The organism is Enterobacter sp. CRENT-193 (genome assembly GCF_002787395.1).
GTDB lineage: Bacteria > Pseudomonadota > Gammaproteobacteria > Enterobacterales > Enterobacteriaceae > Enterobacter > Enterobacter hormaechei_C.
The window spans coordinates 3,305,796-3,332,391 of record NZ_CP024812.1; the positions used below are offsets into that span (position 1 = coordinate 3,305,796).

At 56.6% G+C, this 26,596-nt stretch carries 28 protein-coding genes; 7 read left to right on the top strand and 21 right to left on the bottom strand.

All coding sequences use genetic code 11. The annotated features are described in order from the left end of the window. Window positions 1–66: 66 nt before the first annotated feature. The 4 genes from CU081_RS16475 to CU081_RS16490 form a co-directional block, all read right to left on the bottom strand. Window positions 67–1,362, bottom strand: a complete 1,296-nt coding sequence (locus tag CU081_RS16475) for an ATP-binding protein (RefSeq protein WP_022651195.1) — start codon at window positions 1,360–1,362, stop codon at window positions 67–69. After that, window positions 1,359–2,099 (bottom strand): response regulator, encoded by a 741-nt coding sequence (locus tag CU081_RS16480; protein ID WP_022651194.1) that lies wholly within the window; start codon window positions 2,097–2,099, stop codon window positions 1,359–1,361. The genes CU081_RS16475 and CU081_RS16480 overlap by 4 nt, the downstream gene beginning before the upstream one ends. Before the next feature lie 44 nt (window positions 2,100–2,143). After that, window positions 2,144–3,139: an alpha/beta fold hydrolase gene (locus tag CU081_RS16485; RefSeq protein ID WP_022651193.1), complete on the bottom strand. Its 996-nt coding sequence runs from the start codon at window positions 3,137–3,139 to the stop codon at window positions 2,144–2,146. Window positions 3,140–3,284: 145 nt separating this feature from the next. Then, window positions 3,285–3,725, bottom strand: coding sequence for a GNAT family N-acetyltransferase (locus CU081_RS16490; protein ID WP_003857152.1), 441 nt, complete (start codon window positions 3,723–3,725; stop codon window positions 3,285–3,287). A gap of 303 nt (window positions 3,726–4,028) precedes the next feature. On the opposite strand from CU081_RS16490, the gene CU081_RS16500 reads away from it, so the two are divergent. Continuing rightward, a complete protein-coding gene (locus CU081_RS16500; protein WP_022651192.1) occupies window positions 4,029–4,577 on the top strand; it encodes a GNAT family N-acetyltransferase in 549 nt (182 codons plus the stop codon). On the opposite strand, the gene CU081_RS16505 is transcribed toward CU081_RS16500, so the two are convergent. From CU081_RS16505 to sad, 8 genes are all read right to left on the bottom strand, one after another. After that, a complete protein-coding gene (locus CU081_RS16505) occupies window positions 4,565–5,479 on the bottom strand; it encodes a bestrophin family protein (RefSeq protein ID WP_003857155.1) in 915 nt (304 codons plus the stop codon). The genes CU081_RS16500 and CU081_RS16505 overlap by 13 nt on opposite strands. Window positions 5,480–5,680: 201 nt before the next feature. Continuing rightward, window positions 5,681–7,132: a tagaturonate reductase gene (locus CU081_RS16510; RefSeq protein WP_022651191.1), complete on the bottom strand. Its 1,452-nt coding sequence runs from the start codon at window positions 7,130–7,132 to the stop codon at window positions 5,681–5,683. Between the two features lie 116 nt (window positions 7,133–7,248). Next, a complete protein-coding gene (locus CU081_RS16515; protein WP_022651190.1) occupies window positions 7,249–7,776 on the bottom strand; it encodes a GNAT family N-acetyltransferase in 528 nt (175 codons plus the stop codon). A gap of 82 nt (window positions 7,777–7,858) precedes the next feature. Continuing rightward, window positions 7,859–8,824: a sensor domain-containing diguanylate cyclase gene (locus CU081_RS16520; protein WP_022651189.1), complete on the bottom strand. Its 966-nt coding sequence runs from the start codon at window positions 8,822–8,824 to the stop codon at window positions 7,859–7,861. Between the two features lie 58 nt (window positions 8,825–8,882). Continuing rightward, complete coding sequence (locus CU081_RS16525; RefSeq protein WP_003857163.1) at window positions 8,883–9,245, bottom strand: DUF4186 domain-containing protein; 363 nt, start codon at window positions 9,243–9,245, stop codon at window positions 8,883–8,885. After that, window positions 9,245–10,147, bottom strand: coding sequence for a glutaminase B (gene glsB, locus CU081_RS16530; protein ID WP_015570529.1), 903 nt, complete (start codon window positions 10,145–10,147; stop codon window positions 9,245–9,247). The genes CU081_RS16525 and glsB overlap by 1 nt, the downstream gene beginning before the upstream one ends. Before the next feature lie 86 nt (window positions 10,148–10,233). Then, window positions 10,234–11,823 (bottom strand): methyl-accepting chemotaxis protein, encoded by a 1,590-nt coding sequence (locus CU081_RS16535; protein WP_003857168.1) that lies wholly within the window; start codon window positions 11,821–11,823, stop codon window positions 10,234–10,236. Between the two features lie 127 nt (window positions 11,824–11,950). After that, a complete protein-coding gene (sad, locus tag CU081_RS16540; RefSeq protein WP_003857170.1) occupies window positions 11,951–13,333 on the bottom strand; it encodes a succinate-semialdehyde dehydrogenase in 1,383 nt (460 codons plus the stop codon). Between the two features lie 99 nt (window positions 13,334–13,432). On the opposite strand from sad, the gene ptrR reads away from it, so the two are divergent. Next, window positions 13,433–14,311 carry a putrescine utilization regulator PtrR gene (gene ptrR / locus CU081_RS16545; RefSeq protein ID WP_003857172.1) on the top strand — a complete coding sequence of 293 codons (879 nt, stop codon included), beginning with the start codon at window positions 13,433–13,435 and terminating at the stop codon, window positions 14,309–14,311. Here ptrR and CU081_RS16550 read toward each other — a convergent pair. Then, window positions 14,308–15,120: a PhzF family phenazine biosynthesis protein gene (locus CU081_RS16550; RefSeq protein WP_003857174.1), complete on the bottom strand. Its 813-nt coding sequence runs from the start codon at window positions 15,118–15,120 to the stop codon at window positions 14,308–14,310. The genes ptrR and CU081_RS16550 overlap by 4 nt on opposite strands. A gap of 22 nt (window positions 15,121–15,142) precedes the next feature. Next, the gene (locus CU081_RS16555) at window positions 15,143–15,931 is read right to left on the bottom strand and encodes a PhzF family phenazine biosynthesis protein (RefSeq protein ID WP_003857176.1); all 789 of its coding nucleotides are present in this window, start codon (window positions 15,929–15,931) and stop codon (window positions 15,143–15,145) included. A 176-nt stretch (window positions 15,932–16,107) separates the two neighbouring features. Between CU081_RS16555 and CU081_RS16560 the strand changes: the two genes are divergently transcribed. After that, on the top strand, window positions 16,108–17,304 hold the full coding sequence (locus CU081_RS16560; protein WP_017693434.1) for a sugar transporter: 1,197 nt from the start codon (window positions 16,108–16,110) through the stop codon (window positions 17,302–17,304). Between the two features lie 43 nt (window positions 17,305–17,347). On the opposite strand, the gene CU081_RS16565 is transcribed toward CU081_RS16560, so the two are convergent. Continuing rightward, window positions 17,348–18,013: a MarC family NAAT transporter gene (locus CU081_RS16565; protein ID WP_003857180.1), complete on the bottom strand. Its 666-nt coding sequence runs from the start codon at window positions 18,011–18,013 to the stop codon at window positions 17,348–17,350. A gap of 256 nt (window positions 18,014–18,269) precedes the next feature. Here CU081_RS16565 and marR point away from each other — a divergent pair, with 256 nt between their 5' ends. The 3 genes from marR to marB are packed head-to-tail and all read left to right on the top strand — an operon-like array spanning window position 18,270 to window position 19,353. Further along, window positions 18,270–18,704, top strand: coding sequence for a multiple antibiotic resistance transcriptional regulator MarR (gene marR, locus CU081_RS16570; protein WP_003857182.1), 435 nt, complete (start codon window positions 18,270–18,272; stop codon window positions 18,702–18,704). 20 nt (window positions 18,705–18,724) lie between these two features. Continuing rightward, window positions 18,725–19,105, top strand: a complete 381-nt coding sequence (marA, locus tag CU081_RS16575; RefSeq protein WP_001303241.1) for an MDR efflux pump AcrAB transcriptional activator MarA — start codon at window positions 18,725–18,727, stop codon at window positions 19,103–19,105. A 32-nt stretch (window positions 19,106–19,137) separates the two neighbouring features. Beyond that, a complete protein-coding gene (marB, locus tag CU081_RS16580; RefSeq protein ID WP_003857184.1) occupies window positions 19,138–19,353 on the top strand; it encodes a multiple antibiotic resistance protein MarB in 216 nt (71 codons plus the stop codon). A gap of 38 nt (window positions 19,354–19,391) precedes the next feature. On the opposite strand, the gene eamA is transcribed toward marB, so the two are convergent. Continuing rightward, window positions 19,392–20,291, bottom strand: a complete 900-nt coding sequence (gene eamA / locus CU081_RS16585) for an O-acetylserine/cysteine exporter (protein WP_003857187.1) — start codon at window positions 20,289–20,291, stop codon at window positions 19,392–19,394. 193 nt (window positions 20,292–20,484) lie between these two features. On the opposite strand from eamA, the gene ydeE reads away from it, so the two are divergent. Beyond that, complete coding sequence (gene ydeE / locus CU081_RS16590) at window positions 20,485–21,702, top strand: efflux MFS transporter YdeE (RefSeq protein WP_003857189.1); 1,218 nt, start codon at window positions 20,485–20,487, stop codon at window positions 21,700–21,702. A gap of 46 nt (window positions 21,703–21,748) precedes the next feature. On the opposite strand, the gene zinT is transcribed toward ydeE, so the two are convergent. Genes zinT through urtB form a run of 5 tightly spaced genes read right to left on the bottom strand, consistent with a single transcriptional unit; the run spans window position 21,749 to window position 26,592 of the window. Next, on the bottom strand, window positions 21,749–22,387 hold the full coding sequence (gene zinT, locus CU081_RS16595; RefSeq protein WP_003857190.1) for a metal-binding protein ZinT: 639 nt from the start codon (window positions 22,385–22,387) through the stop codon (window positions 21,749–21,751). 52 nt (window positions 22,388–22,439) lie between these two features. Then, window positions 22,440–23,138, bottom strand: a complete 699-nt coding sequence (gene urtE / locus CU081_RS16600) for an urea ABC transporter ATP-binding subunit UrtE (protein WP_003857191.1) — start codon at window positions 23,136–23,138, stop codon at window positions 22,440–22,442. Window positions 23,139–23,147: 9 nt separating this feature from the next. Continuing rightward, window positions 23,148–23,945, bottom strand: a complete 798-nt coding sequence (gene urtD, locus CU081_RS16605) for an urea ABC transporter ATP-binding protein UrtD (protein ID WP_015570541.1) — start codon at window positions 23,943–23,945, stop codon at window positions 23,148–23,150. Continuing rightward, window positions 23,945–25,018, bottom strand: coding sequence for an urea ABC transporter permease subunit UrtC (gene urtC / locus CU081_RS16610; RefSeq protein ID WP_058647465.1), 1,074 nt, complete (start codon window positions 25,016–25,018; stop codon window positions 23,945–23,947). The genes urtD and urtC overlap by 1 nt, the downstream gene beginning before the upstream one ends. Next, entirely contained in the window at window positions 25,018–26,592 is a 1,575-nt protein-coding gene (urtB, locus tag CU081_RS16615; protein WP_022651187.1) for an urea ABC transporter permease subunit UrtB, read from the bottom strand. Before urtB ends, urtC begins: the two co-directional genes overlap by 1 nt. Window positions 26,593–26,596: the final 4 nt, after the last annotated feature.

Sequence of the window (26,596 nt, forward strand, 5' to 3'; positions counted from 1 at the left end):
GTGTGCGAAAAGCTGAATTTTGTCTGCCTGCGTATCGGCACGGGGTGCAGATACACAGGCGTACAATTAACCGCGCGGAAGAGTCACGCTTACGGCCAACCCGCCCTCTGCCCGGTTTGCAATATGCAATTTCCCGTCAAGCTGGGCGGTGAGCTGCGCGGCAATGGCGAGGCCTAACCCGGTGCCGCCCGTTTCGCGGTTGCGCGACGTTTCAACCCGGTAGAACGGCTGTAACACCGCCTCCAGTTCTGCCTCCGGGATGCCGGGGCCGTTATCCATAATACGGATCGCTACCTGCCTTTCATCTTCATCAATCTCTATAACCGCGCTATCGCCAAACTTGAGCGCATTATCCAGCAGATTGGTCATTACCCTGCGCAATGCCTGTGGACGAGTAACGATCGGCAGACGCGCATTACGTGCATGAAACTGCACGTTTTTACCAATGTCCTGATAATCACTGGCGATGCTGTTAACCCACGCGTTCAGCTCCAGCTTCAGCGTGGTCTCTTCCAGTGATTCTGATGACCGGGCATAGGCAATCCCCTCCCGTACCAGGCGCGACATATTATCCAGGTCGCTCAGCAGCTTATCGCGGAGTTCGGGCTGATCTGCCATTTCGATCCGCAGCTTCATGCGCGTGATGGGCGTCTGGAGATCGTGAGAAATGGACGCCAGAATCTGCGCGCGTTCACGCAGATACGTTTGTATCCGCGACTGCATCTCATTAAAAGCGTGTGCAGCCTGGCGCACTTCAACCGGTCCTTTTTCAGTCATCGGTGAATGGGCCGCAGGATCGAGGGAATCAACCGCACGCGTGAATTGCAGGAAAGGCCGGACAACCTGGCGTACGGCAATCCAGGAGCAGAGCGCGACAAGTAACAGCTGAAGAACTAGCACCACGGGTAACCAGCTGGCGACAGGCGGCATGCGCGGGATCAGATCGATAGTGAGCGGTGCGCCGTCGCGGAGCGTCAGATGGGCCTGAATATGGGAGATCGGCCCTGGCACCGCCGTAAACTGGAGCGGATATTGGGCTGAAAGCGTCTCTTTCAGGGTGCGAATTGCATCCCGCGAGCGCTTGTCCGTTGGTGCGGCGCCTGCCTCGCCGGGGCCAAGGATATAACGATAATTACCGCGACTGAGCCGTTCCAGCCACTCTGGCCGCTCTTTGCCCGGAAGCCGGTCGAGAATGGCCACGCTGGTCGCCACGTCATTCTCAAGATTGCCCAGCATAACCGTGCGCGCGCTGTGCATTCGCTCAACCATGACCAGCGTCAGGCTGAGCGCGTTAGCCAGTAAAAGTCCAAGCAGCACAATGATCAGCAGCCGGGCCAGTAAGGTGCGGGGCCACAGCGTCATTCATTGGCCTCGACGATGGTCACCGGCATGGTAAAAACGTAGCCTTCGCTGCGAACGGTTTTAATGTAGGCCGGCGTGCGGGCATCTTCATTCAGGCGCTGTCGCACGCGGCTCACCAGGAGATCAATCGAACGCTCAAACAGCTCGGCATCACGTCCCTGCGTCAGGTTCAGCAGCTGATCGCGGGTCAGCACCCGTTGAGGATGATCGAGGAATACGCGCAAAAGGCGATATTCCGCCCCGCTGAGCGCCACAACCATCCCCTCGTTATCAATCAGATGACGCGCCACGGTATCCAGTTGCCATTCACCGAACACCACCAGGCGCCCTGCCTCGGTCACCTGAAGATTAGGCGGCATAGTACGAAAACGACGCAGGATAGCTTTGATACGCGCCAGCAGTTCGCGGGCCACAAACGGTTTCACCACATAATCGTCGGCGCCCATCTCCAGTCCCAGGATCCGGTCCGTGTCCTCGTTGCGCGCGGTGAGCATCAGGATCGGCAGATCCTTATGCCTGCTGCTGCGCAGCTGTCGACACAGCGTCAGGCCATCATCGCCGGGCATCATCACGTCCAGCACCACCAGGTCGATATGCTGTTTGTCGAGCACTACGCGCATCTCTTTCCCGTTCGCCGCGCCAGAGGCGTGGTAACCGGATTTCACGAGGTAATCGACAATCAGTTCACGAATATCCCTGTCGTCATCGACGACAAGGATGTGATCAATATGCTCCACCGCAGGCTCCTGATTAAGAGGTAACGGATTGAAAATAGCACATATCAGAGCTTATCCGCGTCGACAACGGCTTTAACAAAGTCCTGCGGATCTTCCTGCGGCGGGTTGTGGCCAACCGTTGCGCCGAAAGTACGGTGCTCATATTTTCCGGTGAATTTCCCTGCATAGGCTGCGGGTACAGGATGTGGTGCTCCGTTGTTACCGCCCTCGATGGTGATGGTCGGCACCGTAATATTCGGCAGCGTAGCCAGCTTTTGTTCGTAGGCGTCATATTTCTGCTCACCCTTCTCCAGCCCCAGACGCCAGCGGTAATTACTGAGCGTGACGGCAACGTGGTCCGGGTTATCGAGGGATTTGGCGCTGGCATTGAAGGTGGCATCGCTGAATTTCCAGACAGGCGAAGCCTGGGACCAAATCAACCGGGCAAAATCGTGCGTATTTTTAGCATAGCCCTCCGCCCCGCGCGGCGTGGCGAAATAGAACTGATACCACCACTGAACCTCTGCCTTCGGCGGTAAAGGCTGTTTGCCAATCGCCTGGCTGCTGATCAGGTAGCCACTTACCGAGACCAGCGATTTCACCCGTTCCGGCCAGAGCGCTGCAACGATATCTGCCGTACGCGCCCCCCAGTCATAACCGGCAAACACAGCCTGTTTGATATTCAGGGCGTCCATCAGGTTGACGATGTCTTTTGCCATTGCCGAAGGCTGGCCGTTTCGCGGCGTTTTATCAGAAATAAAGCGTGTGGTGCCGTACCCGCGCAGGGACGGCACAATGACACGATACCCCTTCGCGGCCAGCGCGGGGGCCACTTCTTCATAACTGTGAATGTCGTACGGCCAGCCATGTAGCAGGATCACCGGTTGCCCCTCTTTTGGCCCGATATCGATGTAACCGACGTTCAAATCGCCAGCGTTAATCTGTTTAACCTGGTTAAAGGCCGACGCGTAATCCTTCCCCGTCGCTTCTGCCTGGCAGGACATCACGGTGCCAAGTGATACGGTCAGGGCGACGGCTGAGTATGCGAGTTTATTAAACATGATGTTATCTCCGGGTAAGTTCAGTTGACGGAGATATAACACCATGCGTTTGTATAGGAGATGTGTGCGGATGCGGTTTTATTGCATACCTGTGTATGTATCACAGAGGCAGATACAGTGTGATACAAACCCAGGTATTAAACGACTAAAGCGAGATTCGGTACCGGACGTAATCGTCGGCTTCACCATAGTGATCATACAGCTTACGCGCCGGATTGTTCATGCGGGTTACCCAGTAGAGTTTTGACCACCCTTCCCGCTTGCCTTCATCGATCAGGGCGTCGATAAGCGCTTTACCCGCCCCTGCGCCACGTTCGGCAGCGTCAACAAACAGATCTTCCAGATAGCAAACGGGCGCGGTTGACCAGGTCCCTTCATGCAGGACGCACATGGCGAAGCCGATGACGCGGCCGTCCTTCTCCACGACACGGCAAAACAGAGATGATGAATCTGCGAGCGCCCTGTCCCAGGTGGCCGCGGTAACGGACTCGTCAAGGTAGCACTCATAAAAATGGGTATAGCCATCCCACAGCGGTCGCCATTGTGGGTAATCATCTGTGCATAAAGGACGTACGGTTAGCGTCAACTGTTCTGACCTTACAAATCAATTGCCATTTCAATACAGCGTAAATGCGCGTCGGCCATACGCGAGTAATGCGTATTTTCACCCAGCATGGCAAAACCCACTAGATTTTGCAGCCATGGCGAATCGCTTCGTTACGGACGTGCCAGAGTGTTTCGGCTTCTTCGGGCCTGGCTTTTCTCAGCATCATATAACCCCTTTTATGGATAAACCTGAATAACAAAAGCACGACCAAATAGAATGTGATATTGATGAAAATACCAGAACCCAAACAAAAGCATAACGCTTAATTATGGAGATCAGCGGATGACCATACCCACGCTTACCACCGAGCGCCTGATATTACGCCCCCTGATTGCAGAAGATGCCGTCCAGATCCAGCAACGCTATCCGCGCTGGGAGATTGTCCGCTATATGGTGGCTTCAGTCCCCTGGCCCTACCCGGAAAACGGTGCAGAAAATTATGTCAACAACGTTGCACTGCCCGATATGGCCAAAGGGATTGCGTGGTTCTGGACGATTCGCCGTCGCGAAGCGCCTGACGAACTGATGGGGTTGATTTGCCTGTATGACGTGGAGGACAACAACCGGGGCTTCTGGCTCGCGCCGGAATTTCAGGGCCAGGGATATATGCGCGAGGCGAGCATTGCGGCCACGGATTACTGGTTCAATACGCTTAACAAACCGGTGTTGCGCGCGCCGAAAGCGGCTGCAAACAGCCGCTCCCGACGTATTTCAGACAGCAGCGGCATGCGGCTCATCAGGACGGAGAAGAAAGCCTATGTCAGCGGTCTGCTGGATTCGGAGCTGTGGGAAATCACCCGCGACGAGTGGAATGCCCGTCAGGTCAGCTGATAATGCTTATCCGGCATCAGTCTTTCAGGGATGTTCTCTTCATCGTTCATCTGCAACAGATCGCGCTCCATCATGTTGCAGATGGCGTCCAGCGGCAGATCGTTATCTTCCGTTCCAAACGGATCTTCCAGCTCTTCCGCCAGCGTGTCCAGCGAGATAAAGGTGTAGGAAATCAGTGCAGAGACAAAGGGCGTCATGTAATGCAGATCAACGACCAGCGCAAACGGCAGCATGATGCAGAACAGATACACCGTCCGGTGCAGGATCAGCGTATAGGCAAACGGGACTGGCGTATTGGCGATACGCTCACAGCCAGCCAGCACGATGGACATATCATTCAGGCGGTTGTTGAGGCTGTGAAACAGAATGTCTGAAAGGTGCCCGCTACGCCGCCGCACGGCCAGCCACTCCCCCATGATCAGCAGGATACGGTTCGCCGGCGAGTTGGCGTCCATCACTTTGCGTAAATCGTCTGGAGCCAGATAGCGGGACAGCTGATCGGCATTGGTTTCTCTGCGTAGAGTCATTCGCAGACAGTTAGCAAACGCGATTTGCAGGCGGACAAACTCACCAAGATGTTTATCATCCGGCAAGGTGTTTTTTACCTCGCGAAACAGCGAGCGCGCCGCTATCATCAACTGCCCCCAAAGCAGACGCGCCTCAACGTAGCGCGAATAACAGGCGTTATTGCGAAACCCCAGGAAGATGGCGATAGCCACACCCAGAATGCTGAACGGCGCGACGGTAAACCGGATACCCAGCGAGGTGTACCACGGCAGCATGACAATCACGGCGATGGAAAGCAGGAAGTTAAGCAGCAGTCGGGTATAAATTTTGGGAAGTACCGAACCATGCCAGACAAAAATCAGTTGCAGCCAGTGCTGTTGAGGACGAACAATCATAATCAGCTTCAGAAAAGTAAAGAGCGCGGCTATTAAACGTGATCCCCCTCACGGTTGCAAGCATGTTAATAGCTCATTGCATTTTCTGACCTGTTAAGCCTGAACCGCGCGGTGCCGCAAGTGCTTTCTAAAAAAAGAACGGATAGTATGTTGTAACTAAATAGGGTCTTTAAAAAACCCGGCAAACGCCGGGCATTATGATTAGCAGAGCGGTTTTACCGCATCGCGCATGCCTTTGCTTAAAATTGCATCCAGATCCAGCGCAACCTGTTCTACCAGTCCGTTCACCAGAGTGAGATCCTGTTCCCAGTGCTCGCTCACGCTTAACACCGACGATACCAGTTCACGGGTAGTGACCTGTTTGTCGTGATGTTGCGTCCACAGCTGCTGGTAACGTTCAAGCCAGTGCGCATCGTCCTGCACCGGATAGCGCTCACCGTTGCGCTCGGCACGGTAAAATGCAATCAGCGCCGCCAGAGCAAAGGTCAGACGTGCTGGCAGTTTGCCGGTCGCCTTCTGCCCTGCCAGCAGTTGCGGCAGAATGCGGGTGCGGTACTTGGTCATCCCGTTCAGTGCAATCGACAGCAGCTGATGCTTAATGTACGGATTACGGAAACGCCCCGTTACGGCACTGGCGAAGGAGTGCAGCTCGTCGCGCGGCAGATCCAGGACGGGAATAATTTCCTCATAAATAGCCTTCTCTACGAACGCGCAAATTTCCGCGTCGTTCATGGCTTCCCCTACCGTATCCAGGCCGGCCTGAAAAGCGACCGGAACCAGCGCCGTGTGCGCACCGTTGAGGATCGCCACCTTACGCTCTTTATACGGTTTAATATCGTCAACAATCAGGACGTTAAGCGAGTATTTATCCAGGCGCAGTTCTGCTGCAAGTGATTTTGGCCCCTGAATAACAAACAGATAGAAATGTTCTGCCGTGTCGAGGAAGCTGTCTTGATAGCCCAGACCAGCTTCCAGCTCTGCCACCTCATCACGCGGATAGCCGGTAACAATGCGGTCAACCAGCGTCGAACAGAAAGTGTTAGCATCATTCAGCCACGCAATGAATGCCGCCGGCAGTGCCCACTCCTGTGCATAACGTAGCACCAGTTCACGCAGGGCATCGCCGTTGTAGTCGATAAGCTCACAAGGAATAATGATCCAGCCTTTATCCGCAGCCCCGTTAAAGTAGGTAAAGCGTTCGAACAGCAGACGCGTCAGTTTGGCCGGATAGCTGGCAGCAGGCGCATCGTCAAACTTATCCCCCGCATGATAGCTGATGCCCGCCTCCGTGGTATTGGAGAAGACAAACCGCATGTCCGGGTTATGGGCGAGCGCCAGAAATTCATCGTACTGGCTGTAGACGCTGATTTCACGATTTACGGAACGAATAAGACGCGCATCGCTTACCGCTTCTCCCTGCTCATTCAGACCACGAATAATTGTGGTATACAGACCATCCTGGGTGCTCAGCGACGGCGGAAAATCGCTCTGGATCGGCCGCACAATCACCACACCGGCATTGAGATCGGTATGCTCGTTTAAGAGGTCGATTTGCCAGTCAACGAACGCGCGCAGGAAGTTACCTTCGCCAAACTGGATGATACGTTCAGGGTAGCACGCACCGGGAAAATCACGACGGTTGAGAGTGTTCACAATGGAGGTCCTTTATGATTAGTCATACAGCCTGATAAGATTGGTGTGATAACTTATCAAAACTTCAGGACCAGAACCCCTGTCTGGATCAACTCAGGACGCGATGGTGAAAAATATCAAAGAAATTTATAGAACATCGAGGTCGCCGTCATGTCCCCGTTCGGCATCAGGGCGTAGCGTGGGATCTCCCCCGCCTTTTGCCAGCCCGCTCTCTGATAAAACGTCTCCGCGCCGCTGCCGGTCGAGGTATCAAGCACCAGCACCGTAAGCGCTTTTTCACGCGCAACCGCCTCCAGGGATTCCATCAGCGCCATTGCCGCCCCTTTACGGCGCGCTTTCTCATGAACCAGCAGTTTCGCGACATCAGCACGGTGCGGCTGGTTTTCAGGCTGATCGGTGATCAGCTGGACCGTGCCAGCCAGCCCCTGCTCCGCATCAAAACAGCCCAGGACGGTACGCTCGTCGCGCCCGACGCTGTCTGCGACGCCGAGCCAGAAGGTTTGGGCTTTCGCGGCAGAAAAAGGCAGCATAAAGCTGACGGAGGCGCCGCCGTTGACACAGTTGACGAGAATATCGTTCAGGGCATCAATGTGGGTGAGGATGTCCTGTCGGGAGAGAGGTTTAATCAGCATGGGAGAGTTCATTGCGCGTCCTTAGGTTGAATCTCTCCACTTTGCTATTAACATTTTTGTAACGCAATAAGCGATGACATAGGATTTCGTTATGTCATTTTTCGCCGTGGTGTTGCCGCTTCATGGCGTACATTTGCGCATCCGCGTGTTTTAACCATGCCTGAATATCGTTGCGGTGGTGATCGAACTCGCTCAGCCCCCAGGAGAACTGTAACGACCAGGGATGCAGCTGACGCGCGTTATACTTTTCCGTTTGTTCGACGAGATACTGCATGGCGATCCAGGCGCCAGGCTCATCGGTATCCGCAAACAGCACCGCGAACTCATCTCCCCCGAAACGTACCAGCAGATCGGCCTCGCGGAACGAGGAACGCATCAGGGCGGCCATCGCTTTCAGAGCTTTGTCACCCTCCTGATGTCCGAAGCGATCGTTAATGGTTTTGAAATGGTCCAGATCCAGCCAGCCAAGGGTTAACGGTTCTGCCCGACGCTGCGAAACCGACAGTGCAAACTGCGCAAACTGGTTAAACCCGCGACGGTTAAACAATCCCGTGAGTTCATCGGTCGTGGCGGCGCTAACGGCTGCAAATTCATCCTCCGCCAGCGCGCTGAGATCGGCCAGTACGGCGGCATCCGCCGCGGTAAACTCCCGCGGCGCGTAATCAATGAGACACAACGATCCTACGCACGCCCCGTCGCGTAAACGCAGCGGGAAACCGGCATAAAAGCGCACGCCCGGATCTCCCGCCACCTGCGGATTATCCGCGAAGCGTTCGTCCAGCAGCGTGTCACTCACCACCAGCGGCGCGTCACCCAGGATCGTATGACCGCAAAACGAGAGGTCGCGAGGCTGGCTGGCGAGTGCCCGGCCGTCAGCAGATTTCACGATCGCGGCGTGGTCATCCACCAGCGTAATCATCGCCAGCGGCACCCTGAAAAAGCGTGTTGCCAGCCGCGTAAGACGATCAAACGCGGGATAATTGTCGATCTCAAGCAGACCGGATTCGCGCAGCGCATTCATGCGCTGCGCTTCATTAACGGGAATTTGAGGTGCCTTCATAACGTCTCCTGACGCTGAGCATTAGTAAAAGCGTAGCTTAAACAGAGACATTGTCAGTTCAGGAGGCACGATTTACCTCTATGACCAGCCAATGATGGATTACGTTGACGATATACTGTTGTTGCTGCGCACTCAGCGGCACGCCCTGCGGAATAGCGTGCCACTTAGCCAGACAGCCCCGACAGCAGGTTGCCGTGGCATGCTGGGCGATAAAAACCGGATGGCCGCGCATCGGCGTCTGCTTACCGTCATTCACCGGGTGTGCAGGCGCCAGCCGCGCGGCGACAAAATCGGCGGCATGCTTATCGATAGTCTCTGCGCCCTTATCCCAACAGTATTGCCGCTCTTTCGTCCCTAAATGAAATCGTGAACGAAACGTGGAGCGAGCCAGGCGCGCGAACAGAGGATCTAACGTGGACATCAGTATACGGACCGTCCAAGACGTTTGGTCAGCTGTTCCAGCGCCGCTACGCCCGCCAGTGAATTTCCGGTCTCGTCCAGTTCCGGGCTCCAGACGGCAATCGCCATCTCGTGGGGGACAATCGCCACGACCCCACCGCCAACGCCGGATTTAGCCGGCAGCCCCACGCGCCAGGCAAACTCCCCGGCATTCTGATACATTCCACTGGTTGCCATTAAGGCGTTGATCTGCCGGGCCTGCATTGGGGAAACAACGTCCTCGCCCAGATGAGGGGCATGGCCCTGATGCGCCAGAAACAGAAAAGTCTGCGCCAGTTCAACGCAGTTCATCTTCAGCGCGCAGTAATGAAAATAGTTTTGCAGCACCGTGGCAACGTCATTATGAAAGTTGCCGAAGGACTTCATCAGCCAGGCGATGGCGGCGTTACGTGCAGAGTGTTCAAACTCAGAGCGCGCTACCACCGGATCGTAGGCGATGTCCTGCACGCCGGAAAGCTGCCGCACAATCTGGAGCATCCGCTGGCGCGGCGCGCTCAGCCGGCTTTGCAGCATATCGCACACCACCAGCGCCCCGGCGTTAATAAATGGGTTACGCGGCTTACCCTGTTCGATTTCCAGCTGAAGAAGGGAGTTAAAAGGCTGACCGGACGGATCTTTGCCCACCCGCTGCCAGATCTCCTGCTCGTCATACTGGCGCATGGCGGCAACGAGGCTAAGCACTTTTGAGATCGACTGAATGGAAAATCGCTCCAGCGCGTCTCCCGCCTGAAAACGCTGCCCGTCGACAGTACAAATGGCGATGCCGAGCTTATTACCGCTGATCGAGGCCAGCGCGGGAATGTAATCGGCAACCTTACCCTGCCCCAGTAACGGACGAACCTGCGCCAGAATCTCGTCCAGCATCTCATTATGGATGACCGCAGCCACACTTTGCTCCTTGCCCTCAGGCTAAAACGGGCTGCGAGTATAACAGAGGCTTATACGTCACGTCAGGCAGGGAGACGAAAACGCGAGACGGCCTGCAACAAAAGATCGGACTGTTGATGCAGGCGCTCAGAGGCATTTGACGCTTCGCTAACCAGCACATCAGTCTGACGTGATACCTGATTCAGCGCCTGAAGCTGACGGGTCATCTGATGGATGCTATCCCCCTGATTCAGGGTGGCCAAGGAAATATCATTCAGCAGGCTGCTCAGATTCGCCACCAGCCCGGTGACCTGTTGCAAATTCTCTTCCAGACGGTTTACCACCTGAGATCCTTCCTCAATGCCCTGAAGCGAGTGGTTAATCAGCGCCTGGATGGTTTGCGTAGAGTGACTGCTTTTTCTGGCCAGCAACCCCACTTCCCGGGCGACCACCGCAAATCCGCGCCCCTGCTCTCCTGCATGGGCGGCTTCAATGGCAGCATTGAGGGCGAGAATGTTGGTCTGAAACGCCACGCTGTCGATCATCGCGACGATCCCGCGCATCTCTGAGGATCGGTCGACGATCGTCTGCATCGAGCCATTCACCGCCGTCATCATTTGCTCCCCGCCTACGGCAGCCTGTCGGGCTTCATCCGCGCGCGAGCGGGCGAGTTTTGCATAACCTGTGTTCCCCTCAACGTGGGTTTCGAGATCGGCGATATGCGCGGTCACCTCCTCCAGCTCTTTGGCTTGTCGCGTAGACTGCTGATAAAGCTTCTGATTCCCCTGCGCAAGTGACCCAATATTTTCAACCATGGCGGTAGTGGCCTCGCTGACCTGAGTCACCAGCTGCTGTAGCCCAAGCTGCATGGCGGTAATACTGCCGCAGAGCTGGCTGATTTCACGGTTAAAGCGCACAACGTCAGGCGGCGTGCCTGATAAATCCCCTGCCGCAAGCTGGTTAATATGGATAATCAGACGGCGTAGCGGGGATATCACCCACTTCGCCATTCCAAACCAGACGGCTATGGCAATGGCCAGCAGCACCAGCGGCGCAAACAGGAACAGCCGTTGCAGGCCTGAGAGTTGTTCCATGAGCGACTGACGCCCCTGTATCGCCTGCTTCTCACTCCGTTGCTGATAGCGTGCAAAGTTGTCATTAAAATCGGTCTGAAAGGCCTGGGCGGGTACGGCAAAAAAGAGGTCGATGCTGTTGGTTTTCACCAGCCCTTCCGCCTGCTCGCTAATGGCACCGAAGAACAGCTGATAGCTGTTAACAAGCCCCTCGTCCTGCGGAGGATTAAGTGCGAGCCATGCTTGCCATGCCTGTTGAGACGCCGCCAGGGATTTTTGCGCCTCGTCCATCAGGCTATGCCAGCTCCCTTCCGAGCCGGTCTCTTTATCCTGCATAAAGTACACGCCGGAGCGGTTGAGCAGATCGCTTGCGGCCAGCAGAGAAATACGGGCCTGATCCAGCCTGCTCTGTTGCTGCCAGGCCAGCTGATTGCGCTGTTCGTTACGCTGGGCTTGATTCAGGGAGGCGGTCAGCAGGAAGGAGGAAGAGAGTTGCAGGGCGGAGAAAAGGCCAATAATACAAAAGATGCCGGTCAGCAGGCCAAACTGACGAGGAATAAAGCGCGGCGCAAGACGGCGAAAAATTTGCGTTAGGTTCATAATTTTCTTCTGTAACAATACGTTAGGCGCGAGCGAGTCTACGAAACGAAAATGACAGAACCATTACGCAAAAATGACAGGAAACGTGAATTGCCGGGTAGCGGCCTGGCCTTACCCGGCAACAATATTAGATGCGGTCCTTCCACACCGTCTGCACATTACAGAACTCATGCAGACCGAAATGAGACAGCTCTCGCCCGAAGCCGCTCTTCTTCACTCCGCCAAAGGCAACGCGCGCATCGCTTGCGCTATAGCCGTTGATAAAGACTCCGCCGCACTCCAGCTCGCGAGAGAAGGTTTCAGCCAGCGCATCGTTCGCGGTAAAGACCGTCGCCGATAAGCCAAAATCGCTGTCGTTAGCCAGCTGCAACGCGTGCGCCGCATCATTGGCGACGGTAATCGCGGCCACCGGGCCAAACAGCTCCTGACGGAAGGCCGTCATCTGTGGGGTGACGCCGCCGAGTACGGTTGGCGCATAATAGTTACCGCTCCCGGCAAGCTTCTCTCCGCCGAGCAGCAGGGTCGCCCCTTCCGCCAGCGTAGCCTGCACCTGCTGATGTAGTTCATCGCGAAGATCAAATCGCGCCATCGGGCCAATATAGTTATCTTCCTCATCCGGTGCGCCCATCTTCAGCGCCTTGACCGCGTCAACAAAGCGTTGGGTAAAGGCGTCCGCTACGCCCGCTTCCACAATAAAGCGTTTTGCCGCCGCACAAACCTGTCCGGTATTCTGATAACGTCCGGCCACCGCCGCGTTGACGGCCAGATCAAGATCCGCATCGTTCAGAACGATAAACGGATCGGAACCGCCCAGCTCCAGCACGCATTTCTTCAGCGCCGCGCCCGCCTGCGCGCCAATTGCCGCACCAGCCCGAACGCTGCCGGTTACGGTCACCGCCGCGATACGCCGATCGTTAATCGCCTGGCTGACGCCGTCATTCGTCGCGTTCACCCAGCCAAAGACCCCCTCCGGGAAACCGGCATCCGCGAATACCTTCCCGATCAGCTCCGCCGAGCCGAGCACATTTGGCGCATGTTTAAGCAGATAGCTGTTCCCTGCCAGCAGGATCGGCACCGCACCGCGCAGCACCTGCCAGAGCGGGAAATTCCACGGCATCACCGCAAGAATAGGTCCCAGCGGACGGTACTCAATCACCGCATTTTCGACCTGGGTTGATTCCGGGTGCAGCATCGACGGGCCGTGTTCAGCGTACCAGTCGCAAAGGCTGGCGGACTTAGCCACCTCCGCACGCGCCTGCACAATGGGCTTGCCCATCTCCCGGGAGATAGTCTGCGCCATCTCTTCCGCACGGCTACGCAGTGCCGCACCCAGATCGCGAAGTTTTTGCGCCCGGTGCGCCACGCTTTCGCGTCGCCATTGACGAAAACCGGTATCCGCCTGTGCAATGGCACGCTCAACGTCACGGGACGTTGCCCACGGGTAAGCAGCCAGCGTTTCGCCGGTAGCCGGGTTGACAGAGTGGGCATGGGTAGCAGATGAATACGTCATGATGTCCTCCACGTAATAACAGTTGATTGATTGTGGCCTACTCTGCTATTTCTTAAAAATGAATAATACTCACCACCTTATTCACGAATCGAGAACGGCATGGACTTAACACAGCTTGAGATGTTTAACGCCGTCGCACTGACCGGCAGCATTACCCAGGCGGCGCAGAAGGTACACCGGGTGCCCTCAAACCTCACCACCCGCATCCGACAGCTAGAAGCGGATCTCGGCGTGGAGCTGTTTATTCGCGAGAATCAGCGCCTGCGGCTTTCCCCCGCCGGGCACAATTTTTTGCGCTACAGCAAACAGATCCTGGCGCTGGTCGACGAAGCGCGAATGGTCGTCGCCGGGGATGAACCGCAGGGATTATTCTCGCTCGGCGCGCTGGAAAGTACCGCCGCCGTACGCATTCCGGAAAGTCTGGCGCGGTTTAACCAGCGCTATCCGCGCATTCAGTTTGCGTTATCCACCGGGCCTTCCGGTACGATGATTGACGGCGTGCTTGAAGGGACGCTTAGCGCCGCCTTTGTCGACGGGCCGCTCTCGCACCCGGAACTGGAAGGGATGCCGGTTTACCGGGAAGAGATGATGCTGGTCACCCCTGCGGGCCACGCGGAAGTGTCAAAAGCCACGCAGGTGAGCGGCAGCGACGTGTATGCCTTTCGCGCCAACTGTTCTTACCGGCGTCATCTGGAGAGCTGGTTCCATGCCGACCGCGTAACGCCGGGAAGGATCCATGAGATGGAGTCCTACCACGGGATGCTCGCCTGTGTGATTGCCGGGGCAGGCATTGCGCTGATGCCCCGCTCCATGCTGGAGAGCATGCCGGGGCATCATCAGGTGGCGGCGTGGCCGCTGGCGGAAAACTGGCGCTGGCTCACCACCTGGCTGGTGTGGCGACGCGGGGCGATGACCCGCCAGCTGGAGGCATTTATCGCGCTGCTGGACGAGCGTCAGCCACCTGCGCCCAGTTGTTAAAGTTGAACGTAGTCCTGGAGTCGAAGGAAAATTTTTCCCTTCATATACAGCGTGGCCTGCCCTCCAATCAGCACGCGGTCGCCTTTCAGCTCGCAGCGCAGATCCCCGCCGCGCAAGGAGACCTGGCGGGCCGACATCTGCGTTTTACCAAGCTTTTCGCTCCAGTACGGGATCAGCATGCTGTGAGCTGATCCCGTCACCGGATCCTCCGGCACCCCTTCCCCCGGGCAGAAGAAGCGGCTGACGAAATCATACTCATCTCCCGGCGCTGTAACGCAGACCATTTTCCCCAGCGGGAGCATGGCAGTGATATCCGGCGTCAGCGCCTCCACCTGCCGCTGGCTGTCGAGCACCACCATGTAGTCACGCCCCACACGGACCTCGTTTGTCGCGTTAATGCCCAGCGCGCTGAACAGCACTGGGGGTGGAGTATCGACAACCTCGGTTGACCACGCCGGGAAATTAAGCGTCAGCCAGTCGCCGCTGCGTTGTACCGTCAGTTCGCCGACAAAGCGCGTGGTGAAGGTGATTTCCGTATGCGGATAATCCAGGTATTCAAAAATAACGTGAGAAGCCGCGAGGGTTGCGTGGCCACAGAGGTTAATTTCATCCTGCGTGGTAAACCAGCGCAGTTCAAACCCGTTATCCGTTCGGACAAAAAACGCCGTCTCTGACTGATTATGCTGCTTCGCCATCTTCAGCAGCGTCTCATCCGGTAGCCACGCTTCCAGCGGACACACCGCCGCCGCATTGCCGCCGAACGCCCTGTCGCTGAAAGCATCTACCAGATAAAAATCAATTTCCTGCATCGTTGGTTCCTCTTAGATTTATTCAGCGCAGAAATACTGTGCCCTTCAGATACAGCGCCGCCTGCCCGCCCATCCGCACGCGGTCGCCCTTGAGTTCGCAGCGTACGTCTCCTCCACGGGCGGAAACCTGGCGGGCAAACATCTGTGTTTTGCCAAGCCGTGCACTCCAGTAAGGGATCAGCATGGTGTGCGCGGAGCCGGTGACAGGATCTTCCGGCACGGCCACGCCCGGCGAGAAGAAACGACTGATAAAGTCGTATTCTCCTTCGTCCCGGGCGGTGACGGCCACTTTATGCTCCCCCGGCGTCATGGCGGAGAAATCCGGATTAATGGCTTCCACCTGCTCGCGGCTCTCCAGTACCAGCACCCAGGCGCGGCCTTTTCGCGCCTCGACGTAGTGGCTGATACCGAGTGCGGTGAGCAACTCCGGTGGCGGCGTCTGCGCCTGCGTCGGGCAGGCCGGGAAGTCCAGCGTCATCCAGTCACCTTCACGGCTGACGGTCAGGCGACCAGAGGCAGTGTCAAAATGAAGGCGTGAGTCCGGATAATCCAGTTCGTTAAACAGAATATACGCCACGGCAAGCGTCGCGTGACCACACAGATTAACCTCGGTTAGCGTGGTGAACCAGCGCAACTCGATCCCCCCTTTGGTACACACAAAAAACGCGGTTTCCGACTGGTTATGCTGTTGTGCCATCCGCAGTAACGTCTCATCCGGTAGCCACGCGTCGAGGGGGCACACCGCCGCCGGGTTGCCGCCAAAGGAGGACGCGCTGAACGCATCTACCAGATAAAAATCAATCTCCTGCATTGTGTTACCGCCTGTTTTTGTTGTGTTGTTCTTTATCTTCAATGAAAACAACCGCGTTCGCTACCGCTGCATGAAGGTAAATTTTGTGATTCATATCACATAACGGTTGAGTTTTCGCCGTTTAAGGCTTTAAGATCGTCTCCTCATCTTTCAGGCAACGAATCCCAGATATCCCTATGACAACACACACGGTTTCCCGCAGGGTCGCGTGGCTACGCGTGGTCACGCTCGCCATCGCAGCGTTTATTTTCAACACCACGGAATTTGTTCCGGTTGGGCTGCTGTCCGACATTGCGGCCAGCTTCCATATGGAAACGGCACAGGTTGGCATTATGCTGACCATCTATGCATGGGTGGTAGCGCTGATGTCGCTGCCGTTTATGCTGCTGACCAGCCAGATGGAACGTCGTAAGCTGCTGATTGGGCTGTTTGTGGTGTTCATTGCCAGCCATGTGCTGTCATTTATGGCATGGAACTTCACCGTGCTGGTCATCAGCCGCGTCGGCATCGCGTTTGCCCATGCCGTTTTCTGGTCGATCACCGCATCGCTCGCCATTCGTCTGGCCCCGGCGGGGAAACGCGCCCAGGCGCTGAGCCTGATTGCCACCGGAACGGCGCTGGCGATGGTGTTAGGCCTGCCGATCGGGCGCATTGTGGGTCAATACTTCGGCTGGCGCACCACCTTCTTTGCCATCGGCATGGGGGCGCTGATCACCCTGGTGTGTCTGATCAAACTGCTGCCAAAACTGCCCAGCGAACACTCCGGCTCGCTGAAAAGTCTTCCGCTGCTGATGCGTCGACCGGCGCTGATGAGCATCTATTTGCTGACCGTGATTGTGGTGACCGCCCATTACACGGCCTACAGCTATATTGAGCCGTTTGTTCAGGTTGTGGCGGGCTTTAGCGCTAACTTTGCCACCGTTCTGCTGCTGATCCTGGGCGGCGCGGGGATTATCGGCAGCATCCTGTTCGGGAAGCTGGGCAATCAGCATGCGTCTGCGCTTGTAAGCAGTGCGATTGGCCTGCTGCTGGCATGTCTGCTGTTACTGATGCCTGCGGCAGGCAGCGAGAGTCATCTGGCGATCCTCAGTCTGTTCTGGGGCGTGGCGATCATGATTATTGGTCTGGGAATGCAGGTCAAAGTGCTGGCGCTGGCCCCGGACGCCACGGACGTAGCGATGTCGCTCTTCTCCGGGATTTTTAATCTAGGGATTGGCGCCGGTGCGCTGGTGGGAAATCAGATCAGCCTGCATGTATCGATGTCGGCCATTGGCTATCTCGGGGCGATTCCGGCGCTGATCGCGCTGATCTGGTCGGTGCTTATCTTCCGTAAATGGCCGGTCGCGATGGAAGAGCAGTCCAGCCACGGTTGACGTTTGTTGTGCCGGGTGGCTCTGCGCTTACCCGGCAACGTTTTCAATGATACGTCTTAACAATCTCCAGCACGCCGTTAATAATAAACTGCACGCCCATACAGACCAGCAGGAAACCCATCAGACGGGAGATAGCCTCAATCCCCCCCTTGCCCACCCAGCGCATAATCGCCCCGGAACTGCGCAATGACCCCCAGACAATAATGGCAATAAGCGCAAAAATGATCGGCGGCGCAACGGTGATAACCCAGTGCGGAAATGTCGACCCATCACGCACCGTTGAGGCGGAACTGATGATCATCGCAATCGTTCCCGGCCCTGCCGTGCTCGGCATGGCTAACGGCACAAACGCGATGTTGGCGCTCGGTTCGCTTTCAAGCTCCTCCGATTTGCTTTTGGCTTCCGGGGATTCGTGCGCTTTATGCGCCGGGAACAGCATCCGGAAACCAATAAAGGCCACGATCAGCCCGCCAGCAATACGCAGACCGGGAATCGAAATACCAAAGGTATTCATCACCAGTTGCCCGGCGTAATAAGCCACCATCATTATGGCAAAGACGTACACAGAGGCCATCATCGACTGCTGATTGCGCTCCGCGCTGTTCATGTTCCCCGCCAGCCCCAGAAAAAGCGCCACCGTCGTTAACGGGTTCGCCAGCGGCAGCAACACCACCAGCCCAAGCCCCACTGCTTTAATCAAATCCAACATAATGCACCGCAGTCCTTATCCTTATTCAACATCGCAATTATAGGGGCAAATCCTCGTCCGTAGCCATCCGCGCAGCGTAACCATAATTGTCTCTCGTAATTCATAACCCCAGATTATCTGTATGATTTAAAAGCGTACAGAATGAGTTCCTGAAGCGTTTTAGCATTTCGTGGCATCGGCCGATTCATTCAGTTGACTTATACTTGCCTGAGCAATAATATCTGCCGTGACTAAACTACTTGCCAGGGCAACCATTGTGAAAAGCACCAGTGACCTCTTTAACGACATAATCCCACTGGGTCGTCTTATTCATATGGTTAATCAGAAAAAAGATCGCCTGCTCAATGACTATCTGTCACCGCTGGATATCACCGCAACACAGTTTAAAGTGCTGTGTTCCATTCGCTGCGAAGTGTGTATCACGCCGGTTGAGCTGAAAAAGGTGCTCTCTGTCGATCTGGGTGCGTTAACCCGCATGCTGGATCGTCTCGTCTGTAAAGGATGGGTAGAACGAAGCCCTAACCCAAATGACAAACGTGGCGTACTGGTGAAACTGACCAGCGATGGCGCGGCCATGTGTGAGCAATGTCATCAATTAGTAGGACAAACACTGCACCAGGAACTGACAAAAAACTTAACGGCGGATGAAGTGGCAACGCTTGAGCTTTTACTCAAGAAAATCCTGCCGTAAACAGAAAAAGAGGTATGACGATGTCCAGACGCAATACTGACGCTATCACCATTCATAGCATTTTGGACTGGATCGAAGATAACCTGGAATCTCCGCTCTCCCTTGAGAAAGTGTCTGAGCGTTCAGGTTACTCAAAATGGCACCTGCAACGGATGTTTAAAAAAGAGACCGGCCATTCATTAGGACAATATATTCGCAGCCGCAAGCTGACGGAGATTGCCCAAAAACTGAAAGAAAGCAATGAGCCGATCCTCTATCTGGCGGAACGTTACGGATTTGAATCGCAACAAACCCTGACGCGTACGTTCAAGAACTACTTTGACGTGCCGCCTCATAAGTACCGTATTACCAGTATGCCGGGTGAATCCCGTTATCTGTATCCGCTAAAACATTGCAGTTAATCATCGCCTGTTAAGACGTAACCGAGGAAATCATGAAATTTATCGCCTCCGCCGCCCTCACCTTGCTGGTGCTGGTTTCCGGCCAGAGCTTCGCGGAGCAAACCCCCAGTGCGGGGCAGCAAAATAATCGTGACACCATGATTATGCCGTCCACGCAAAACCAGTCGCCCTGGGACTTCAATCACATGGGCGCTGGCAGCGACAAATCCGACGAATTAGGCGTGCCGTATTACAACCACGACCTGTAATTCGTTTTTGCCCCGCTAATGCGGGGCTTTTTTCTGCCTTAACTCTGCACCCGCGTCGCCCGACGCACCCGCAAGCCAAAGACGTTGATATACAGCCCGGCCATAATCAGCCCTGCGCCACACAGTTGCAGCGCGCCGAGCGTTTCATCCAGCAACAGTGCGGCGCTGGCAAGCCCGACCACCGGTACCAGCAGCGATAACGGCGCCACGCGCCAGGTTTCATAGCGTCCGAGCAGCGATCCCCAGATACCATAGCCAATGATTGAGGCAACGAACGCCAGGTAGATTAGCGACAAAATAGTCGTCAGGTCGATTTCCACCAGGCTTTTCAGCATCGCCTGCGGCCCCTCCAGAATAAACGACGCGGCCATAAACGGTACGATGGGGATCAACGCGCTCCAGACCACCAGCGATAAGACCGCCGGACGCGCCTCGTGCTGCATTATCAGCTTGTTAAAGATATTGCCGCACGCCCAGCTCAGACCCGCCGCCAGGGTGAGCATAAAGCCCAGCAGCGCGACATGCTGACCGTTGAGGCTGCCTTCAATCAGCACCAGCACGCCAAAGACCGCAAGGCTAATGCCCGCCAGCTGTTTGCCCTGCAAGCGTTCGCCAAAGACAAACGCGCCGAGAATGATGGTAAAGAACGCCTGCACCTGAAGCACCAGCGAAGCCAGGCCCGCAGGCATACCGAATTTAATAGCGCAAAAAAGAAACGCAAACTGACCAAAGCTGATGGTGAGGCCGTAGCCCAGCAGCAGCTTGAGGGGAATTTTCGGGCGGGCGACGAACAGCAGCGCCGGAAACGCCACCAGCAGGAAGCGCAGACCCGCCAGCATCAGTGGAGGCATGTTGTGCAACCCCATTTTGATGACCACAAAATTGAGTCCCCACGCCACGACAACCAGCAACGCTAACAGCCCGTCTTTCCGCGTCATTTTCCGCCCCTGAAATATTAAAATTTTGTAAACACTTCAAGGTAACAGAAAAAATAGCCCCGCGAGAAGATCATTAATTCTGGTACTGAAGAGAAGCACTTGCGGATAAATTGGGTGCTATACAAGCTGCCGATCCCATGATAATCCTGTAATAACACAACAAAAAAAGCATAAGCATTTGTCGGGCAGGAAAATGAAACCATCAATCAGGCGCTCAACCGCAGCGCTGCTGGCATCGTCATTGTTATTAACAATTGGCCGCGGGGCAACGCTGCCCTTTATGACCATATATCTTACACGCGTGTACGATATGAGCGTGGAGAATATTGGCTATGCCCTTACCGTGGCGTTGACCATTGGCGTGGTGTTTAGCCTGGGGTTTGGCATCCTGGCGGATAAATTCGACAAAAAACGCTATATGCTGATCGCCATCGTCGCCTTTATCGCCGGGTTTGTGGCCATTCCGCTGGTGAATAACGTGACGCTGGTAGTGCTGTTCTTTGCCCTGATTAACTGCGCCTATTCCGTCTTCTCAACGGTGCTGAAAGCATGGTTTGCCGACGTGCTGACCTCCAGCGAAAAGGCGCGCGTTTTCTCACTCAACTACAGTTTCCTGAACATCGGCTGGACGATCGGGCCGCCGATCGGCACCCTGCTTGTGATGTACAGCCTGCAACTGCCGTTCTGGCTGGCGGCCTTCTGCGCCGCACTGCCGCTCGGGTTTATCCATTTCTTTGTGCAGAAAAGCATAGCCTCGGACAGCCCTGAGGAGAAAATGCCATGGCAACCCTCGGTGCTGCTGAAAGACCGGGCGCTGTTCTGGTACACGCTTTCCGGGCTGCTGGCGTCGTATGTGGGTGGATCGTTTGCCACCTGCATTTCCCAGTATGTCCTCGCTGCACATGCGGACAGTGATTTCGCAGAAAAGGTGGTGGCCGTTGTGCTGCCCGTCAACGCGGCGGTGGTCGTCACCCTGCAATATGCGCTTGGACGGAAGATCACCGCCAGCAATATCCGTCCGCTAATGACCGCCGCGACGCTTTTTTTCATCCTCGGGCTGGGGGGGTTTATGCTTTCCGGCGAGAACCTGATTTACTGGGGGATCGCGGCAGCGATTTTCACCCTGGGTGAGGTTATTTATGCACCGGGTGAATACATGCTGATCGACAATATCGCCCCGCCGGGCATGAAGGCGAGCTACTTCTCCGCACAAGCGCTGGGCTGGCTGGGCGCGGCGGCGAACCCGATGATCACCGGGCTCATCCTGACCCATCTGCCGCACTGGTCATTATTTATCATTATGATGGCCGCCATCATTGCGGCCTGGCTGATGATATTGCGCGGGATGCGCGTGAAAAGTGAAGATAGCGTGTCGAGTAGCGCTGCGCTTACCCGACCTGGAAAACCCTAATCCCAGGCCGGGTAAGGCGAAGCCGCCCCCCGGCAAAACCAACACCTTAGTGGTGCAACATCTCCTCCACCACCTGCTCCTTGTACATCTCATTCGGGTAGTAGGTCGGCCAGTTATCCATCTCTTTCAGCAGCGCCTCGTGGGAGGTGTTGCCCATAAAGATATGGAAGTGTGAAGAGGCTTTCGGCCCGATGATATGGTCGCTGAACTGCACAAACTTAGGCGCCTCGCTCGCGTTATCCTTGCACTCAAACAGGTAGCGCACACCTTTTTTCCCCGACGCATAGGTCAGAATTTTGTAGCCGCTGTAGTCGTAGCGGCAGCTGCTCACCGTTTTGCCTCGGTGGAATTCCATCACGTTGTTTTCAATGCCGATGGCGTCCACGTCCGTCGCGTAACCCTTGCGGTAGTAGGCCTTCACCTCGGCAGCAGATTTTTCTCCCTTCTGCGCTTTCTTTTCGAAAACCGGATCCAGCGAACCATCAAGCAGGAACGGGTAAACAGACTGCCATGTTCCGTCCCAGTCAGACAGCTTCCTGTCCCTGACGTCTTTATCCTCAAAGACGCCGTTTGCCGCCTTCTGTTCCGCCTCCGTCATCTGATGACCGTGCGAATGGGCAAAAAGCGAGCCGCTTACCAGCAGCGTTCCCAAAGTCAGCGCAATTTTTCCAGGTTGTGCAGCCACAGCAAAATCCTCATTCCGTTTTATAAGAATAGGGATGTTATATTATAACATTTCAGATCGCAACCAGCCCGCGAACGCCCTCCCGCTCCATATTCTCCCCGCGCCCCTGCTGGACGATGCTGCCGCGCGACATCACCAGATAGCTGTCGGCCAGCTCTGCCGCAAAATCATAAAACTGCTCCACCAGCAGGATCGCCATATCCCCCCGGTTCGCCAGGCTGCGGATCACCTGCCCAATCTCTTTGATCACCGACGGCTGAATCCCTTCCGTGGGTTCATCCAGAATCAGTAACCGTGGACGGCTCGCCAGCGCGCGACCAATCGCCAGCTGCTGCTGCTGACCACCGGAAAGATCGCCTCCGCGTCGGTGCTTCATCTCCTTCAGCACCGGGAAAAGCTGCCAAATCTCCTCCGGTACGCTCCTGGCGTTTCCCGCGGAGAAGCGCGACAGCCCCATCAGCAGGTTTTCTTCTACGGTCAGACGCAGAAAAATCTCCCGCCCCTGCGGAACATACGCCACGCCGGACTGTACCCGCTGGTGCGGTTTACTGTGAGTGATGCTCTTTCCCTGCCAGACCACCTCCCCGGCTTTCACCGGGATCAGCCCCATCAGGCACCTCAGCAGCGTGGTTTTGCCCACCCCGTTGCGCCCCAGCAGGCAGGTCACTTCCCCGACGACCGCCTCAAAGCTCACCCCGCGCAGAATATGACTTCCGCCGTAGTACTGATTCAGTTCGCTAACCTGTAACATCCCCTCTCCTTAGCGTCCCAGATAGACGTCAATCACCTGTTCATTGGCCTGTACCTCGCGAAGCGAACCTTCCGCCAGTACGCGCCCCTGATGCAGCACCGTGACGTGGTCGGCGATGGTCTCAACGAAACCCATATCGTGCTCAACCACCATCAGCGAATGCTTGCCTGCCAGGGTTCGGAACAGCTCGGCTGTGTATTCCGTCTCTGCGTCGGTCATACCGGCGGCGGGTTCGTCCAGCAGCAACAGGTGCGGGTCCTGCACCAGCAGCATGCCGATCTCCAGAAACTGCTTCTGTCCGTGGGAAAGCAGTCCGGCACGGCGATCGCGCTCACTGCCAAGCCGCAGCAAAACCAGCATCTCGTCAATGCGGTCGCGCTGCTCGCCGCTGAGCGTGGCCCGCAGGCTCGCCCAGACGGACCTGTCGGCTTTCATGGCGATTTCGAGGTTTTCCCCTACGGTCAGCGCTTCAAACACGGTCGGCTTCTGGAACTTACGGCCAATGCCCTGACGGGCGATGGCCGCCGGTTCCAGGGCTGTCAGATCGATGGACTGATCGTAAATAGCTTTCCCGCTTTTTGGCCGGGTTTTGCCGGTGATCACGTCCATCAGCGTGGTTTTACCGGCGCCGTTAGGGCCAATGATGCAGCGCAATTCTCCGACGCCGATATTCAGCGAAAGATCGGTCAACGCCTGAAAACCGTCGAAACTGACGTTAATGGCCTCGAGCTGCAACACCGGATCGGTCTGCTCACGGTAACGATCGCCCGGTAGCTGGCGGGTAAAGAGTCCTTCAGAGGGCTGCATTAATTCTCTCCCTTACGAAACAGACCGAACACGCCGCGTGGTAAAAACAGCGTCACGGCGATGAAAATCAGCCCCAGAAACAGCTGCCAGTACTCCGGCATCGCCACGGTGAAAAAGCTCTTCGCACCGTTGACGAGCGCCGCGCCCATCACCGGGCCCACCAGCGTGCCGCGGCCGCCCAGCGCCACCCAGATGGCCGCTTCAATCGAGTTGGTCGGCGACATTTCACCCGGGTTGATAATACCCACCTGCGGAACGTACAGCGCCCCCGCCAGGCCACACAGCACGGCGGAAAGCGTCCAGACCAGCAGCTTGAAACCGCGCGGATCATAACCGCAGAACGTCAGACGGTTTTCCGCATCGCGCACCGCCGTTAAAATGCGGCCAAATTTACTCTTCGCCAGCGCGTAGCCTGTGCCCAGGGCCAGCAGCAGCAGCATGACCGTTGCGAGAAACAGCGCGATCCGCGTGGTAGTCGCCGTGACGGAAAACCCGAGCAGCGTGGTAAAGCCGGTAAAGCCGTTATTGCCGCCAAAGCCGGTTTCGTTGCGAAAGAACAGCAGCATGCCCGCATAGGTCAGCGCCTGGGTCATGATGGAGAAATAGACCCCTTTGATCTTCGAGCGGAAAGCAAACCAGCCGAAGACCAGCGCCAGCAGGCCGGGGATCGTCACAATTAACACCAGAGCCCAGGCAAAATGCTGCGTTCCCCACCAGAACCAGGGCAGTTCGCTCCACGAGAGAAACGACATAAACGCGGGCAGCCCGTCCCCGGCCGCCTGGCGCATCAGGTACATGCCCATCGCATAGCCGCCCAGGGCGAAGAATATGCCGTGCCCCAGCGAGAGCATACCGGCATAGCCCCAGACCAGATCGAGGGCCACGGCGACAACTGCGTAGCAGAGGATCTTGCCGATGAGCGTCAACATCCACGTAGAAACGGCCAGCGGATGGGTGGCGGGCAACAGCGCGAGAAAAGGCAGCACCAGCAGCACCGCAACCAGCAGACTGCCGAAGATTTGCGCGGTGCGCGGTGCCCTGCGCGCCAGTGTTAAGGTCAATGGCTGGCTCATCAGTCTGTCACCCTCCCTTTAAGTGCGAATAACCCCTGCGGACGTTTCTGGATAAACAGAATGATCGCCACCAGAATCAGGATCTTGCCCAGCACGGCGCCCATCTGCGGTTCAAGAATTTTATTGAAGATCCCCAGACCAAAGGCCGCCGCGACGCTACCGGCCAGCTGGCCGACGCCGCCGAGCACCACCACCAGGAATGAATCGATGATGTATCCCTGGCCCAGCTCCGGTCCCACGTTCCCCAGTTGGGACAATGCAACGCCGCCCAGCCCGGCAATGCCGGACCCGAGGCCAAACGCCAGCATATCTACCCGTCCGGTGGGAACGCCGCAGCAGGCCGCCATGCTGCGGTTTTGCGTCACCGCCCGCACGTTCAGACCCAGACGCGTTTTGTTCAGAATGAGCCAGGTGAAGAACAGCACCAGCAGCACAAACCCGAGCACCACAATACGGTTCCACGGCAGCGTCAGGTTGGCGAAAACCTGCACCCCGCCGGACAGCCAGGCCGGGTTTGCGACCTCAAGGTTCTGAGCGCCAAAGGTCATGCGCACCAGCTGGATAAGCATCAGGCTGATCCCCCAGGTGGCGAGCAGGGTTTCCAGCGGGCGGCCATACAGATGGCGGATCACCGTGCGCTCCAGCACCATCCCGATACCTGCCGTCAGGCAAAACGCCACCGGCAGCGCCACCACCGGATAGAGCGCCAGCCACTGAGGCATCCACTGCGCCATAACCTGCTGCACCATCCAGGTGGCATACGCCCCGAGCATCAGCATTTCGCCGTGGGCCATGTTAATCACCCCCAGCAGACCATAGGTGATAGCCAGCCCGAGCGCGGCCAGCAAGAGTACCGATCCCAACGACAGGCCCATGAAGGCCTGCCCCAGCAGTTCGCCCCACATCAGCCGGTGCTGAATACGGTCCAGGCTCTCAGCGGCGGCGGCACGTACCCGTGCGTCCGGCTCGGTTTGCGCCCGGGTGAATGGCGTCAGCGTGGCCTGCACGTCCGGATCGTCAGACTGTCCCAGCAGTTCAACCGCGTTAAGGCGCGTTTCCGCCTGCGGACTCGCCAGCTGAAGATTTGCCAGCGCCAGCCTCAGCGACTGTCGGGTGACGTCGTCCGTTTCGCGATTAGCCCGCTGTTGCAGAAACCCGAGCATATCCGGCTGGGCGTCACGCTGAAGCTGCCGCGCGGCATGACGTCTTTCGGTGACACTGTCACTGACAAGCTGATGCGTCGCCAGCGCCGTGACGGTTAACACGCGCAGCCGGTTGGTCAGTCGCACGGCTTTGGTCGTTCCTTCGGCGCTCTTTGCCGCGCCCAGGGCCACCATTTCGCCGTCGATGCGGGTAAAAGCCTTCTTCTGGCTGTCGCCATAAAGGTTCTCCTGTTGCAGCGCCTTAAGCAGCGGCAAACGTGCAGGTTCCGGCGTGGCTGCCCAGCGGGTCAGCATGGCGGTCTGCTGGCTGCGGCTAGCGGCAACAAAATCATCGGCATCCGATGCCTGCGCCATCCCTGGCAGCAGTCCGGTAAGCCACACAATCGCAATCATCATGCGCATGGCATTCATGACG